13 protein-coding genes are annotated in these 14,691 nt (G+C 67.3%); 7 read left to right on the top strand and 6 right to left on the bottom strand.

Features of this window, described 5'->3' with window-relative positions:
- The 4 genes from QX124_RS09480 to QX124_RS09495 all read right to left on the bottom strand — a co-directional run bounded on the left by QX124_RS09480 (window position 1) and on the right by QX124_RS09495 (window position 5,206).
- Complete coding sequence (locus QX124_RS09480; RefSeq protein ID WP_315797002.1) at window positions 1-1,551, bottom strand: GMC family oxidoreductase; 1,551 nt, start codon at window positions 1,549-1,551, stop codon at window positions 1-3.
- An 85-nt stretch (window positions 1,552-1,636) separates the two neighbouring features.
- Entirely contained in the window at window positions 1,637-2,971 is a 1,335-nt protein-coding gene (locus tag QX124_RS09485) for an acyclic terpene utilization AtuA family protein (RefSeq protein WP_315797003.1), read from the bottom strand.
- 104 nt (window positions 2,972-3,075) lie between these two features.
- Window positions 3,076-4,200 (bottom strand): GGDEF domain-containing protein, encoded by a 1,125-nt coding sequence (locus QX124_RS09490; RefSeq protein WP_315797004.1) that lies wholly within the window; start codon window positions 4,198-4,200, stop codon window positions 3,076-3,078.
- A 172-nt stretch (window positions 4,201-4,372) separates the two neighbouring features.
- On the bottom strand, window positions 4,373-5,206 hold the full coding sequence (locus tag QX124_RS09495) for an SDR family oxidoreductase (protein ID WP_315797005.1): 834 nt from the start codon (window positions 5,204-5,206) through the stop codon (window positions 4,373-4,375).
- Between the two features lie 128 nt (window positions 5,207-5,334).
- Between QX124_RS09495 and xylB the strand changes: the two genes are divergently transcribed.
- The 7 genes from xylB to QX124_RS09530 all read left to right on the top strand — a co-directional run bounded on the left by xylB (window position 5,335) and on the right by QX124_RS09530 (window position 11,881).
- Window positions 5,335-6,780, top strand: coding sequence for a xylulokinase (gene xylB / locus QX124_RS09500; RefSeq protein ID WP_315797006.1), 1,446 nt, complete (start codon window positions 5,335-5,337; stop codon window positions 6,778-6,780).
- A gap of 145 nt (window positions 6,781-6,925) precedes the next feature.
- Window positions 6,926-8,449: a sugar ABC transporter ATP-binding protein gene (locus QX124_RS09505; RefSeq protein WP_315797007.1), complete on the top strand. Its 1,524-nt coding sequence runs from the start codon at window positions 6,926-6,928 to the stop codon at window positions 8,447-8,449.
- Window positions 8,442-9,500, top strand: coding sequence for an ABC transporter permease subunit (locus QX124_RS09510; RefSeq protein ID WP_315797008.1), 1,059 nt, complete (start codon window positions 8,442-8,444; stop codon window positions 9,498-9,500). Before QX124_RS09505 ends, QX124_RS09510 begins: the two co-directional genes overlap by 8 nt.
- A 100-nt stretch (window positions 9,501-9,600) precedes the next feature.
- Window positions 9,601-10,548, top strand: coding sequence for an ABC transporter substrate-binding protein (locus tag QX124_RS09515; RefSeq protein WP_315797009.1), 948 nt, complete (start codon window positions 9,601-9,603; stop codon window positions 10,546-10,548).
- Between the two features lie 194 nt (window positions 10,549-10,742).
- Window positions 10,743-10,877, top strand: coding sequence for a hypothetical protein (locus QX124_RS09520; RefSeq protein ID WP_315797010.1), 135 nt, complete (start codon window positions 10,743-10,745; stop codon window positions 10,875-10,877).
- A gap of 118 nt (window positions 10,878-10,995) precedes the next feature.
- Entirely contained in the window at window positions 10,996-11,334 is a 339-nt protein-coding gene (locus QX124_RS09525) for a Rieske 2Fe-2S domain-containing protein (RefSeq protein ID WP_315734353.1), read from the top strand.
- A gap of 79 nt (window positions 11,335-11,413) precedes the next feature.
- The gene (locus tag QX124_RS09530) at window positions 11,414-11,881 is read left to right on the top strand and encodes a J domain-containing protein (RefSeq protein WP_315797011.1); all 468 of its coding nucleotides are present in this window, start codon (window positions 11,414-11,416) and stop codon (window positions 11,879-11,881) included.
- A gap of 101 nt (window positions 11,882-11,982) precedes the next feature.
- Here the strand turns inward: QX124_RS09530 and adh are convergent, their stop codons facing one another.
- A complete protein-coding gene (gene adh, locus QX124_RS09535; RefSeq protein WP_315771753.1) occupies window positions 11,983-13,500 on the bottom strand; it encodes an aldehyde dehydrogenase in 1,518 nt (505 codons plus the stop codon).
- 147 nt (window positions 13,501-13,647) lie between these two features.
- A complete protein-coding gene (locus tag QX124_RS09540; RefSeq protein WP_315797012.1) occupies window positions 13,648-14,655 on the bottom strand; it encodes a helix-turn-helix domain-containing protein in 1,008 nt (335 codons plus the stop codon).
- Between the last annotated feature and the right edge of the window lie 36 nt (window positions 14,656-14,691).

Raw genomic sequence — 14,691 nt, forward strand, 5'->3', positions numbered from 1 at the left:
CTATCGGCTCGTTCGCATCATCCGCGCGATCGCCTCGCCGATCACCACCGTCGTCAAGTGGGTGTTGGCGCGACAGTCGGACGGCATGATCGAGGCGTCGGCGACGCGAAGCCCCGCGATCCCCTTCGCGGTGCCATCCGGATTGACCACGCCATCGTCATCGTTGAAGCCGCTCATGCGGCAGCTCCCCGCGGCGTGCTGGATGTCGCCGGTGACCTGGCGCAGCAGCGCATCGAGCTCGGCATCGGGCAGCGCCGCCGCCTGCGGCAGCGTGAGCTCCGTATCGCCGAGGCGAATCCAGTCGGCGATGTCGCGCAGCGCCGGCTGCACCGTGATCAGCGCCAGCCGCTTCACCGCGTCACGCATCCGCGCGATATCGCGCGGATCGGCCAGCATGTTCTCCTCGACGATCGGATCCACGCTCGGATCAGTCGAGGCGAGCTTGAGCGTGCCCCGTGAGAAGGCGTTGAACAGGCCGGCGCCGATCGCGCCGGGGATCCCGATGCCGCGGTGATTGAACGCGATCAGGATCATGTCGCGCTTGCCGCCGCCGGCAAGGCCCGATGAGTAAGTGACGCAGCAATTGGTATGGCGCGTATCGCGATCGGTCGGACGCAGCTCCTCACGCAACTGAATGGTGGTGCGGAACAGCGGGTGATCGAAGAAGTGCCGGCCGACGGGAAGATCGCGCACGACGGCAAGCCCCATCGCCTGCAGATCCGCCGCGGGGCCGATCCCCGAGCGCAGCAGGATCGCGGGGCTGTGGATGGCGCCGGCGCACAGGACGACCTCGCGCGCCGCGATCTCCTTGACGCCCTCGCCGTCGATATGGACGCGCACGCCGGTGACCTTGAAGTCGCTGATCAGCAGCCGCTCGACCAGGGCCCGGCCGCGGATCTCCAGGTTCGAACGGCCGCGCGCCGGCTCCAGATAGGCCTCGTTGGTGGAGATGCGACGGCCGTTGCGGCTGTTGATCGGATAGCAGGCGACGCCTTCGCCGTCGGGCCCGTTGAGATCGTCGCACCAGGGATAGCCGCTCGCCAGCGCAGCATCGCGCAAGCCGCGGTCGATCGGGCCCCACTTGTCAGGCGGTGCGCGGTAGACCGGAAGCGGGCCGCCGCGACCGTGCCCCTCGCGATCGCCAAGCGCGAGATCGTCCTCGATCACCGAGAACAGCGGCATGACCTCCTTGGCTGACCATCCCGTACAGCCATTGGCCGCCCATTCGTCGAACGCATCGGCCACACCGCGGATCGCGATCTGGCCGTTCATCATCGAGCTGCCGCCCAGCCCTTTGCCACGCCAGTAGAAGCGCATGTCCTGCCCGGCGACGCGGCGGGACATCAGCTGCGGCCACTGCCATTTCTCCTGGAAGGCGCGATCATGGATGATCGGAATCGGATTGGGCGTCACGATCTCCCACGGCGCGTCGTCCGCGCGCCAGTCGGCGCCGGCTTCCAGCAGCAGGACCCGCGTCTGGGAGTCTTCCGACAGGCGCGCAGCGACGGCCGCTCCCGCCGAGCCGCCGCCGACGACAATGACGTCATACATGGACTGAATTCTCGCTGTTCTCAGGCATCGCAACCATGACCACCAGCTTGCGCTGCCGGGAGCGATCCGTGAAGCCCTCGAAAGCTCAAGCCACCAGCATGCCGACGCAGAGCTGCGGCACGTCCTCGGGAACGAGACAGGAAACGACGGCGATCACCTCGCGCGCCGATTTCCAGGCGCCGCCGCCGCCGGCCGGGCCATTGGTGTAGAGCGTCTCGACCTCGTTGCCGATGCGGACCGCCTCCGCCATCGTCTCGGTCCGCCCGGCGACACGAACGCGCACCTCGTAGGGCTCGGCGACTTGTCCGCGATCGTCGCCATGCAGCGCATTCATCCCAATCAGGTCGCAGCGCAGCTCGTTCACCGCCACGCCGATGAGTGCGAGGCGCTCACGGACGATATCGAGCGCGAGGCGGCCACGCGCGACTGCGCCAGGGCCGGCATAGGAGATCTGCCCCTCGCCGACATAGCTATCGAGATAGCCCACCGAGGTCTTCAACAGTCCCGTCTTCGGCCGGCCGCGGCCGCCGACCACCCTGACCCGGTCCGGACCAAGCTCCTCGACGGTCACCTGCGAGAAATCCGCCACGACGTCGGGTTGGAAATATTGCTCGGGATCGTGGATCTCATAGAGCAGTTGCTCCTTCACGGTCGCCGGCGTGACGCAGCCGCCGGAGCCCGCGACCTTGGTCACGATCAGTTCGCCATCCTCGCGCACCTCGCCGATCGGAAAGCCGAGCCGGGCGAGATCGGGAACATCCTTCACTCCGGGGTCCGCGAAATAACCGCCGGTGATCTGCCCGGCGCATTCGAGCAGATGACCGACGACGGTGCCCTGCCCGAGCCGGTCCCAATCATCCAGGGCCCAGCCGAACTCGTGGATCAGAGGTCCGAGAAACAGCGCCGGGTCGGCGGCGCGCCCGGTGATCACGACATCCGCGCCGGCCGCGAGCGCCTCCGCGATCGCGCCCGCCCCGACATAGGCGTTGGCCGAGACGACCCGATTGCCGAGGGCCCGGATCGTGTCGCCGGTGTCGAGCACGACATCCGCTGTCTTCAACGGCTCAAGAACATCGTCGCCGGTCACGGCCGCGATCTTCAGCCCCGCCAGTCCAAGCCGGCGCGCGATGGTGCGGGTGGCTTCGGCCGCGGCGACCGGATTGGCCGCACCCATGTTGGTGACGATACGGACGTTGTTGGCGCGGCAGATCGGCAGCACGGCCTGCATGCGCGCCGCCAGCAGCGGATCATAGCCGGCGGCCGGATCCTTCATGCGCGCCTGCTGCGCCAGCGCGATCGTGCGCTCCGCCAGGCACTCGAACACGAGATAGTCGAGGCCGCCCTTCGCCGCGAGCTCCACCGCAGGCTCGATCCGGTCGCCGGAATAGCCCGCTCCGGCGCCGATCCTGATGCTCCGCATCGGCCGCTCCTCCTGACATCATGCCGTTCGTCGGCTTCTGCCGATCACACTAGCGGCCGCGGTCCGAGCTTGCCAGCGTCCGCATGGAACGGTCAGGCATGCTGCTAGTCCGCGAGCGCCAGCGTCGGCGCCTCGCTGCTTGCCGTGCATGTGACGGCAACGGCGATGTGCTCGTCAGCCCAGCACCATCGCTGGCCGCCGGCGCGCTTGGCCGCATAGAGCGCGCGATCGGCCTGGTCGAGCAGAGACTCCGTGTCGGCCTGCCGATCATCGGTAACCAGAATGCCGGCGCTGGCACTGATCTGAACGCGCATTCCGGTCAAGACAAACGGTTGCGACAGTGCCGTCACCGCGGCTTGCGCCAGCACGAGCGCGGCGTCACGTCCCACCGCAGGCAGCAGCAGCATGAATTCGTCACCGCCGAACCGCGCCGCAAGGCCGGCGTCCCCGAGACAGTCCTGCAGGCGTGCGCCGACCTGACGCAGCAGCTCGTCACCGGCCTGATGGCCGAACTGGTCGTTGACGAGCTTGAAACCGTCGAGATCGACCGCGATGATGGCGACGGGGCGATCGCAACGGCCGAGTGCGGCGATGAACGCGGCGCGGTTCGGCAGGCCGGTGAGGAAATCGCGTAGCGCCTGCCGCGCCAAGGCCTGCTGCGCCGTGATCCGCTCGGTGAAGGCGGCCGTGAGTCGATAGGACGTGCCGCGCAGCGTGATCCAGAACAGCACCACCATGCCGGCGCCCATCCGGTACACCGGCTCGGGCTGCATCAGGCAGGCCACCACGGTCGGAATCAGCAGCACCGCCGAGGAGGTCATGACGATCCATGGGCTGACGCGCGACACGATGCCGACGCAGAAGGCCATCGACAGGCCGAAGCACATCCAGATGCCGGGCCCGTCGCCGATCTGAAACGCGCGTGCCGACAACGCACCGACGGCCAGACCGAAGGCGGCGGCGCCGAGGCCGTAGAGGCGTTCCCAGCGAATGATGCCATCGTGATCGAGCCGATCGAAGCGCGCGGCGAACATCCGCAGCTTGATCACACGAAGGGCACCGATCACCAGCAGCATCACCGTGATCGCGGCGTAGCCCGGATCGCGCGCAACCCAGGCCATCACGCTGCCGATCACGACGGCGGCGGCCGAGATCGTCCCGACCAGCGGCATCGAGCTGTACAGCAGATGCGCGAGATCGCGACGAATGTCCGGGTCCAATCGATGCATCGCAATTCCAGTTCGCCAGGCGCGCGCACTCTCGTACCCACGCCTTAACGAAATCTCGCTGCACCCGCGAAGGGCTGCCATGCGCGGCGGATGCTTAAGAGAACCTCACCACGACGACGACAATGCGAATGATGGCAAGCGCACGGCGCGCAAGACCGATGCTGGCGCCGGATCAGCTCGCCCAATTGTCTCGGAATTCGCCGAACAGCGTAATGCCGCCGCACGCATAGATCGTCTGCCCGGTGATGTAGCTCGCCTCGGCCGAGGCGAGAAAGGCGAACACGCCGGCGATCTCTTCCGGGCTCGCCACCCGCCCCATCGGAATGTGGGACTCGACCGCCGCGCGCTTGGCCGGGTCCCCGGTCCAAGCCGCGTTGATCGGCGTGTCGACGGCGCCCGGCCCGACCGAATTGACGCGGATGCCGCGCCCGGCGAATTCGAGCGCCAGGGTCCGCGTGAGGCCCGCCATCGCGCTCTTGCTGATCGAATAAGCGAGATAGCCGGGCTTCGGAATGATCTGGTGCACGCTCGACGTATTGATGATGTTGCCGCCGCCGCGCGCGACGAAATGCGCCAGCGCATGGCGCGCGCACAGCACCGCGCCGTTGAGATTGACCTCGAGAATCTTGCGATACGTGTCGACGTCGAGCGCCTCGCTGGGCGATTCCCGCTGGAAGCCGGCATTGTTGACCAGGCAGTCGAGCCTGGGCCACCGCCTCAGCACCGTCTCGAACATCTCGGCGATCTCGGCCTCGACGCCGATGTCGGCCTTCACGGCGAAATGATCACGTGCGCCGTGACCGTGAGCGGCGGAGGCCGCCTGCACCAGCGCCAGGGTTTCGTCGCCGGACGGCGACGGACCGCCGAAATTGATCGCGACATGCGCGCCCTCCTCGGCGAACCGCACCGCGATCGCGCGGCCGATGCCTTGCGTTGCGCCCGTCACCAGCGCGTAGTGTCCGACGAGACGCGACGCCCGTTCGGCTGGTTGGTCAGATGGCTCCATGTCTCGACTCCTTGAAAATGATCTCGCCTCGGCGCGCTGCGATGACTCGCGTTCGGATGACAAGGCTATCAGGAGTCTGGTATCGCTCCACTCCATATCCGTCATTGCGCACGCAGGCGTGAGGCGTCATGTATCTCGGCATCGATCTTGGAACATCCGCGGTCAAGACGATCATCGTCGATGCTGCGCAGCGCGTCGTTACGAGCCGCAGCCGCGCCTTGACGATGGACGTGCCGCGACCGGGCTGGGCCGAGCAGGACCCCGCCGCATGGATCGCCGCGGTGTTCGCCACGCTCGATGCGCTCAAGGTCGATCATCCCGGCGCGGTGGCGGCGGTGGAAGCCATCGGCCTGTCGGGCCAGATGCATGGCCCGGTGTTGCTCGATACCGCCATGAATCCGTTGCGGCCGTGCATTCTCTGGAACGATGGCCGGTCGGAGCGCGAATGCGTCGCGCTGGAACAGCGCTGGCCCGCTTTGCGCAAGATCACCGGCAACAAGGCGATGCCCGGCTTCGCCGCGCCGAAGCTCATGTGGATCGAGGCGCACGAGCCGGAGATTTTCGCGGCCACGCGGCTGGTTCTGCAGCCGAAGGCCTATGTCCGGCTGGTGCTGTCGGGCGAGGCGATCGAGGACATGTCCGATGCGTCCGGCTCGCTCTGGCTCGATGTCACCAGGCGCGACTGGTCGGACGAGGGCCTTTCCGCCACGCACCTTTCGCGTGCGCAGATGCCGCGCCTGGTCGAAGGCTGCGCGCCGGCAGGTCGGTTGCGCAGCGACCTCGCGGAACGCTGGGGCATGACGAAGCGCCCAACCATCGCGGGAGGCGCCGGCGACAACCCGGCCGGCGCCGTCGGCATCGGCGCGATCCGGCCCGGCGCCACGTTCATCACGCTCGGCACGTCCGGCGCCGTGATCACGCCGGTCGACACCGTCACGGCCAATCCCGAGCGGGTCGTTCACACCTTCTGTCATGCGATCCCAGCGATGTGGCTGCAGGCCGGCGCGATGCTGTCGGCGGCCTCATGCCTCGCCTGGGTCGCGCGGCTGCTCGGCGCGAGCGAGACCGAGCTGCTTGCGCCGCTGGGCACCCGGCCCGCCATGCCATCGCCGGTCAGCTTCCTGCCCTATCTTGCGGGCGAGCGGACGCCGCATGACGATCCCCATGTCCGCGGCCTGCTCGACGGCCTGAGCCATGCCACCGACCGCAACGCCATCGTTCAGGCGGTGCTCGAGGGCGTTGCCTTCGCCCTGGCCGACTGCCGCGACGCGTTGACGGAAACCGGCCTTGTGATTGCCGAGGCGGATGCGATCGGCGGCGGATCGCGCTCCGACCTTTGGCTCGCGATCCTGGCGAATGTCCTCGACATTCCCGTTCATCGGCTGGCCGAGGGCGAGACCGGCGCCGCCTTCGGCGCGGCGCGGCTGGCACGTCTTGCCGTCACCGGCGAGGACATCGGCGCGGTCTGCACGCCGCCGGCGCGCGTGCGGACCTTCGCTCCGGACGTCGCGCTGTCGGCAGCCTATGCCGAGCGGCGGCCGCGCTGGCGACAGCTCTATCGTCGGCCGAGCTGAACGCATCTCCGAGCTGCCGTCGCCGCGACGTGTTGCAGCGGCGTCTCTTTCATATTGTATTCGGCAACAGCCTCTAGTTTAATGGCTTCCCGCGCCAGCGATCAACGAGCCGCGGACGACAAGACGACGTGCATTGGGAGGCACGATGAGCGGTCCGATCCTCGAGATGCGCGGGGTGTCGAAGTCATTCTTCACCATCAAGGCCCTGCACAAGGTCGACCTCACCGTCTACGCTGGCGAAGTCCATGCGCTGATGGGCGAAAACGGTGCCGGCAAATCCACGCTGATGAAGATTCTCTCCGGCGCCTATCGCCCGGATCCCGGCGGTGAGATCCGCATCGAGGGCCGGCCGGTGCGCATCGAAGGGCCGATGGGCGGCCGCAACGCCGGCATTTCGATCATCTACCAGGAGTTGTCGCTGGCACCGAACCTGACGGTCGCCGAAAACATCTATCTCGGCCGCGAGCTGTCGCAGAGCGGCCTGCTCGCGCGCGGCACCATGCGCGAGGGCGCTGGACCGATCCTGGACCGGCTCGGCGCCGATTTCACAGCCTCCACCTTGGTGGCCGAGTTGTCGATGGGCCAGCGCCAGCTAGTGGAGATCGCCCGCGCGCTGCATGCACGATCCAAGATCCTGATCATGGACGAGCCGACCACCTCGCTGTCGGCCGGCGAAAGCGAGAAGCTGTTCGCGCTGATCCGCCAGCTCCGCGCCGAAGGGCTCGCCATCATCTACATCTCGCATCGCATGGACGAGGTCTATGCGCTCGGCGACCGCGTCACCGTGCTGCGCGATGGCCGGCTGGTCGGGTCGCTGGACAAGCCGGAGATCCGCGCCGACAGCATCGTCCGCATGATGGTCGGTCGCGACGTGTCGTCATTCTACAAGAAAGACCACGACCCGCACGCCAAGCGCGATCGTCCCGTTCTGACAGCGGTCGATCTCGGCGACAGCCATCGCGTCAAGAACTGCTCGCTGACCGTTCACGCCGGCGAGGTCGTCGGCCTCGCCGGGCTGATCGGCGCCGGGCGCACCGAGCTCGCGCATCTCATCATCGGGGCTGCGCCGAAGACGACGGGACACATCGAGCTCGACGGCGAGGAGGTCAGCATCGACACGCCGCGCGATGCGCTCGATGCGGGCATCGCCTATCTGACCGAGGACAGGAAGGCGCTCGGGCTGTTCCTCGACATGTCCTGCGCCGACAACATCAACCTTGCCGTGATCGGGCGTGACGCGAAGCTCGGCGGCCTTCTCGACCGCGACAAGGCGCGCGCACGCGCCGACGAGGCGTTCAGCGCGCTGGGCATTCGCGCCCCCAATCCGGGCGTCACCGTCGGCGGCCTGTCGGGCGGCAATCAGCAGAAGGTGCTGCTGTCACGCCTGCTCGCGACCGCGCCGAAGGTCCTGATCCTCGACGAGCCGACCCGCGGCGTCGATGTCGGCGCCAAGTCCGAGATCTACTCGATCATCGACAATCTCGCCAAGTCCGGCACCGCAATCCTGGTGATCTCGTCCGACCTGCCGGAGATTCTCGGCATCTGCGACCGCGTGCTGGTGATGCGCGAGGGACATCTGGTCGGCGACCTGCAGCAGAGCGCGACATCACCCATCACCCAGGAAGACATCATGGCGCTGGCCACCGGGACGGAGCACGTCGATGCCTGACAACAGCCAAGCTCAAGTCAAGCCCGCGCCAGCGCAGATCAAGGCCGCGCCGGCACCGAGCCTCGCGGCATCGGACAACAAGCAGCAGCGGCTGCGGCTGATGATCCGCGCCGCCGGCATGCTGCCGGTGCTGCTCATCCTCTGCGTCGGCTTCCATATGCTGTCCGAAGGACGCTTCTTCACCGGACAGAATCTCGGAATCGTGCTGCAGCAGGCCGCGGTGAATACCGTGCTCGCCGCCGGCATGACCTTCGTCATCCTGACCGGCGGCATCGATTTGTCGGTCGGCTCGATCCTCGCCGCGGCTGCAATGGCCGGCCTGACACTGTCGAAGATGCCCGATCTCGGCGCGCTGTGGCTGCCGGCCGCGGTGCTGACGGGCCTCGCCTTCGGCGTCATCAATGGCGCGTTGATCGCGCTGTTGCGGCTGCCGCCCTTCATCGTGACACTCGGCTCGCTCACGGCGGTGCGCGGTCTCGCCCGCCTGATGGGTGGCGACACCACCGTGTTCAACCCGTCGATTCCCTACGCCTTCATCGGCAACGCCTCGCTGACGATCATCCCCGGCGCCGTCTCGATCCCCTGGCTGTCGGTGATCGCGCTGCTGGTGATCCTGGGCTCCTGGCTGATCCTGCGCCGGACCGTGCTCGGCGTGCACATCTATGCCGTCGGCGGCAATGAAAGCGCGGCGCGGCTCGCCGGCATCAAGGTCTGGGCCGTGCTGATCTTCGTCTACGGCATGTCCGGCCTGCTCGCGGGCCTCGGCGGCGGCATGCAGGCGGCGCGGCTCTATGCGGCGAACGGCCTGCAACTCGGCCAGTCCTATGAGCTCGACGCCATCACCGCGGTCATTCTCGGCGGCACGTCCTTCGTCGGCGGCATCGGTTCGATCTGGGGCACCTTGGTCGGCGCTCTCATCATCGCCGTGTTGTCGAACGGGCTCATCCTGGTCGGCGTGTCCGACATCTGGCAATACGTCATCAAGGGCCTCGTGATCATCGGCGCCGTCGCGCTCGACCGCTACCGGCTGCAGGGCTCGGCCCGCACCTGAGACAATATGGCGGGCATCACCAGAGCCCGCCGCAACGGATTCTTCCACGGCCACTGGTCCGCCGTGCGTAGACGAACAGGAAGGACCAGGGAGGAAACACATGGTCAAGTCGATGTTATCAGCCGGTGCCGCGCTGGCGCTCGTGATGAGCTCCGCGCCGTCATCGGCCAAGGAGCTGAAATCGATCGGCGTGTCGCTGGGCTCGCTCGGCAACCCGTTCTTCGTCGCGTTGTCGAAGGGCGCCGAGTTCGAGGCCAAGAAGACCAATCCCAACGTCAAGATCACCGCGGTCGGCTTCGAATATGATCTCGGCAAGCAGGTCACCCAGATCGACAATTTCATCGCCGCCGGCGTCGACATGATCCTGCTCAACCCGGGAGATCCCAAGGCGATCGGCCCCGCCATCAAGAAGGCGCAGGCGGCCGGCATCCTCGTCGTCGCGGTCGACACCGCGGCCGAGGGCGCCGACGCCACCGTGACGACCAACAACGTGCAGGCCGGCGAGATCTCGTGCCAGTACATCGTCGACAAGCTCGGCGGCAAAGGCGACGTCATCATCGAGAACGGGCCGCAGGTGTCGGCGGTGATCGACCGCGTCAACGGCTGCAAGAGCGTGTTCGCCAAGGCTCCCGGCATCAAGGTTCTCTCCAGCGACCAGGACGGCAAGGGCTCGCGCGAGGGCGGCCTCACGGTGACGCAGGGCTATCTCACCCGCTTCCCGAAGATCGACGCCATCTTCGCCATCAACGATCCCCAGGCGATCGGCACTGATCTCGCCGCGCGTCAGCAGCAGCGCGCCGGCATCATCATCACCGCGGTCGACGGCGCCCCGGACATCGAAGCCGCGCTGAAGGATCCGGCCTCGCAGCAGATCCAGGCCTCGGCCTCGCAGGACCCGTTCTTCATGGCGCGCCGGGCCGTGCAGATCGGCGTCAACATCCTCAACGGCCAGAAGCCGGCCTCGACCGTCGAACTGCTGCCGTCCAAGCTGATCACGCGCGACAATGTCGGCGAGTACAAGGGCTGGACCTCCGAGCGCAAGGAGTAGAAATCGGCCGCTTCGCTTCTACCAAGCCTCCCGGCAACGCCGCCCTCACGGGCGGCGTTCTTCTTGGAACGAACCGCTGGACGCGCTCTATCAGGTTCTGAACGGCGCAGGCGTCGTCAAACTCGGCGACGGCATCAAGGCCGGAACGACGAACCTGCCCTTGAAAGTCCGTCTCAAGGTCGCCAATGCGGTGAATGCTCGACGAGCCCGGCGCCGAGCGCCTGCTCGGCAAGGGCGACCTGCTGTGCGATCTCGGCCGCGGCCTGGTGCGCGCCCTGGGCCTGTTCATTCCCCAAGCGGAATTCCTCGCCGCGCTCGGCCGCAAATAGGTCCGCGCCGTCCACCGGCGTGTCGCGTTTGCGACAACGACCCGCTGTTTGTTGCTGCTTTTCGCTGGTCCGGAATTTGCGTGAGCCTGCCTGACGGCACCAATCAGCAGGCGATCCCATGGCTTTCACCGCAGTCTGTCCGACAAGCGCCATGACCGAAGGCGGCATGGGCCTGTACCAGGTCGGCAAGAAGAGCGTGCTGCTGCTCTGGCCTCACGGCGGCGAGCTGAAGGCCTATCGCGGCCGCTGCCCGCATGCCGACGTGCCGCTGACCGAGGCGACGTTCGACGGCAAGACCATCACCTGCCCGCACCATCAATGGGGCTTCGACGGCGTGAACGGCAAGTGCGTCACGCATCTCGTCCGCAACGCGCTGCACGGCTACCCGCTGCAGGTCGAAGGCGGCGAGATTCAGGTCGACGTCGGTCCTGTCAAGCAGGCCCGGTCGCCGGCTTGATCGGCCCATCGAAGATGGGAACAAACGCCGGGCACTCCCCTGCGCTGCGGAGGGAGGCCGTATCGACGAGTTCAGCAGCATGACGAGCGCCGCCGAATGGGTGATCTGGAATGGGTCGATAGGGATCGTCGACACGGTCCGGCTCGGCTCCATCACCGACGGCGCAACGGGACGGCTCGCACGGCTCGCGCCACCCTACGACGTCGTCGGGCCGTTCAGCCTCGACGAATTGGAGACCCACGGCCGCATCGTCTTCGGCTCCTGCCTCGTGATGTCGCAACGACGCTGGCGCGAGGATCAGGATGCGTTGCGGATCGAGGCGCGGGCCGCGCGTCGCGCCCTGTGGGATCGGCTCGCGCGCGACCAGAACGACGACGCCTTTCGCGCAATCCTCGAGCTACCCCTGCAGGGTATGCTGACGGCTACACACATCAAAGCTGCGTTCCGCCGGCTGGCCAAGTCCGCGCATCCCGACGCCGGCGGCAGCAATGAACTTTATCGACGCATTTCCGAGGCACGCGATGCGCTGCTGGCGCAGTTGGACTGAAGATCGCGAGCCAGCCGGACGCTTTCGGGCGACCGGCTGACATGCCGTCAAAAGAGCAAGCCGGTCGGGGCGCTCATGCCCGACCGGCTCTGCCCCCAGCTCTAGAAGAAGCCGAGCTTCTTCGGGCTGTAGCTGACCAGCATGTTCTTGGTCTGCTGGTAGTGGTCGAGCATCACCTTGTGGGTCTCGCGACCGACGCCGGACTGCTTGTAGCCGCCGAACGCCGCATGCGCCGGATAGGCGTGATAGCAATTGGTCCAGACACGCCCCGCCTGGATATTGCGGCCGAAGCGGTAGCAGGTGTTGGCGTCGCGGCTCCACACGCCGGCGCCGAGGCCGTAGAGCGTGTCGTTGGCGATCGCCAGCGCCTCGTCCTCGGTCTTGAAGGTCGTGACCGAGACCACGGGGCCGAAGATCTCCTCCTGGAACACGCGCATCTTGTTGTGCCCCTTGAACACCGTCGGCTTGACGTAGTAGCCGCCGGCGAGATCGCCGCCGAGCACGTTGCGCTCGCCACCGATCAGGAGCTGCGCGCCCTCGTTCTTGCCGATGTCGATGTAGGACAGGATCTTGGACATCTGCTCGGCGGAGGCCTGCGCGCCGATCATGGTCGCCGGATCGAGCGGGCTGCCCTGCACGATCGCGCCGACACGCTGCAGCGCGCGCTCCATGAAGCGCTCATAGATCGATTCGTGGATCAGCGCGCGGCTCGGGCAGGTGCAGACCTCGCCCTGGTTGAGCGCGAACATCACGAAGCCCTCGATCGCCTTGTCGAGAAAGTCGTCGTCCTCGGCGCAGACGTCCTTGAAGAAGATGTTGGGCGACTTGCCGCCGAGCTCGAGCGTGACCGGGATCAGGTTCTGCGAGGCGTATTGCATGATCAGCCGCCCTGTCGAGGTCTCACCGGTGAAGGCGATCTTGGCGATGCGGTTGGAGGAGGCCAGCGGCTTGCCCGCCTCTAAGCCGAACCCGTTGACGACGTTGAGCACGCCCGGCGGCAGCAGGTCGCCGACGATCTCCATCAGCACGAGGATCGAGGCCGGGGTCTGCTCGGCCGGCTTGAGCACGACGCAGTTGCCCGCGGCGAGCGCGGGCGCGAGCTTCCACGCCGCCATCAGGATCGGGAAATTCCACGGAATGATCTGGCCGACGACGCCGAGCGGCTCATGGAAGTGATAGGCGATGGTGTCGTGGTCGATCTCGGCGATCGAGCCTTCCTGGGCCCGGATCACGCCGGCGAAATAGCGGAAGTGATCGATGGCGAGCGGGATGTCGGCGGCGGTGGTCTCGCGGATCGGCTTGCCGTTGTCCCAGGTCTCGGCGAGCGCCAGCTTGTCGAGATTGGCCTCCATGCGGTCGGCGATCCGGTTGAGGACCATCGCGCGCTCGGTGACGCTGGTGCGCGCCCAGCCGTCCTTGGCGGCATGTGCGGCGTCGAGCGCTGCCTCGATGTCGGAGGCATCGGAGCGCGCGATCTCGCACACCGGCTGGCCGGTGATCGGCGAGATGTTGTCGAAATATTTGCCGGCGTTGGGGGCCTTCCAGGCACCGCCGATGAAGTTGTCGTAACGCGCAGCGAAAGGCGGCTTGAACGCCGCATTGACGTCAACCTTGGTCATCTCTCTCTCCCATTCACGCCGATGCACACGGCGTTGGAGAGAGGCTCGATCAAACAGGCGCGACAGACCAGAGGCCGCAACGAGCGCGTCCGAGGAAGTGTCGCAGTTCTGCGACATGTTGGCTGCGATTCGACAGCCGCGGCGCGTTCACCGCTCGAGCCCGAGCCGCTTCATCTTCCGGTGCAGGGTGGCGCGCGACATGTCGAGCTCCTTCGCCGCCTTCGAGACGTTGCCGCCGGCGCGCGCCAGCGCGCGCTTCAGAACGGCACGCTCGGCGGCGTCAATGTCGTCGCCCCCGGTGGTTGCATCCTTGATCAGGTCGCCGGCCGGCACCGGACGCGCCAGCGCGGACGGAGAGAGGTTGAGCGCACGGCGCGCCGCCCGTGTGGCACCGACGACGAGGTCGTTGCGATCGACCGCCAGCAATGAGTTGATCTCGCGCTCGCTGTCCGGCGTGAGCACGATGCGGGCGTGCGGAAAGGCCTGGCGGAAATTCTCCGCCTCGATCAGGCGCGCGGCATCCGCGACGGTGGTCGCGATCAGCCGACTGAAACCCTCGGTCAGATCGGCGCGACAGGACGAGACGTCGAGCGCGGCCTTGAGCTGGCCGTGCTCGTCGAAGATCGGCGCCGTGGTGCAGAACAGCCGCGCGTTGCGTGACAGGTAGTGCTGATCGCGGTCGATGGTCAGCGGCCGCTTCTCGACCAGGCAGGTGCCGATGGCATTGGTGCCCTCGTGCCGCTCGCTCCACACCGCGCCGGTCCACAGGCCCCAGGATTCGAAGGTGGCGTCGTCCCCGCGGGCGCCGCGGCGCTCGAGCACCGTGCCCTCGGCATCGGCGAGCAGCACCGAGCAGCCGACGCCCCCAACCGCCAGGAACAGCCGGTCGAGGCTCGCCTGTGCGATCGCGAGCAGCCGCCCGAGCCGGGCGCGCGCGTCCGCGATCTCGGCTGCCGTCAGGCGGGCTGGCAGCTTCGGCGTGGCGGGATCGAGCGCATGGAGATAGCCGGAGCGGCGCCATGATGCCGCCAGCGCCGAGACCGCCGGCGCACCTCGGTCGGCTCGGCTATCGGCTCTGCCGTCAGCCTTGGCATCCCCCTTGGCCAAGGCCTCCAGGACGCGATCCGAATGGGCATTCCCGGGCGAACGCCCCATGTCCCTCCTCCCGGCTTTCCCCGCGTTGGCACGGCT

The sequence above is a fragment of the Bradyrhizobium sp. SZCCHNRI3043 genome (genome assembly GCF_032377735.1).
Lineage (GTDB): Bacteria > Pseudomonadota > Alphaproteobacteria > Rhizobiales > Xanthobacteraceae > Bradyrhizobium.

What these genes read in the sequence shown, in the direction of transcription:
- QX124_RS09520 (WP_315797010.1), top strand. Translation starts at nt 10,743, where the DNA reads ATGCTCGACGAGCCCGGCGCCGAGCGCCTGCTCGGCAAGGGCGACCTG.
- QX124_RS09505 (WP_315797007.1), top strand. Translation starts at nt 6,926, where the DNA reads ATGAGCGGTCCGATCCTCGAGATGCGCGGGGTGTCGAAGTCATTCTTC.
- adh (WP_315771753.1), bottom strand. Translation starts at nt 13,500, where the DNA reads ATGACCAAGGTTGACGTCAATGCGGCGTTCAAGCCGCCTTTCGCTGCG.
- QX124_RS09510 (WP_315797008.1), top strand. Translation starts at nt 8,442, where the DNA reads ATGCCTGACAACAGCCAAGCTCAAGTCAAGCCCGCGCCAGCGCAGATC.
- QX124_RS09495 (WP_315797005.1), bottom strand. Translation starts at nt 5,206, where the DNA reads ATGGAGCCATCTGACCAACCAGCCGAACGGGCGTCGCGTCTCGTCGGA.
- QX124_RS09515 (WP_315797009.1), top strand. Translation starts at nt 9,601, where the DNA reads ATGGTCAAGTCGATGTTATCAGCCGGTGCCGCGCTGGCGCTCGTGATG.
- QX124_RS09540 (WP_315797012.1), bottom strand. Translation starts at nt 14,655, where the DNA reads ATGGGGCGTTCGCCCGGGAATGCCCATTCGGATCGCGTCCTGGAGGCC.
- QX124_RS09530 (WP_315797011.1), top strand. Translation starts at nt 11,414, where the DNA reads ATGACGAGCGCCGCCGAATGGGTGATCTGGAATGGGTCGATAGGGATC.
- QX124_RS09485 (WP_315797003.1), bottom strand. Translation starts at nt 2,971, where the DNA reads ATGCGGAGCATCAGGATCGGCGCCGGAGCGGGCTATTCCGGCGACCGG.
- QX124_RS09490 (WP_315797004.1), bottom strand. Translation starts at nt 4,200, where the DNA reads ATGCATCGATTGGACCCGGACATTCGTCGCGATCTCGCGCATCTGCTG.
- xylB (WP_315797006.1), top strand. Translation starts at nt 5,335, where the DNA reads ATGTATCTCGGCATCGATCTTGGAACATCCGCGGTCAAGACGATCATC.
- QX124_RS09525 (WP_315734353.1), top strand. Translation starts at nt 10,996, where the DNA reads ATGGCTTTCACCGCAGTCTGTCCGACAAGCGCCATGACCGAAGGCGGC.
- QX124_RS09480 (WP_315797002.1), bottom strand. Translation starts at nt 1,551, where the DNA reads ATGTATGACGTCATTGTCGTCGGCGGCGGCTCGGCGGGAGCGGCCGTC.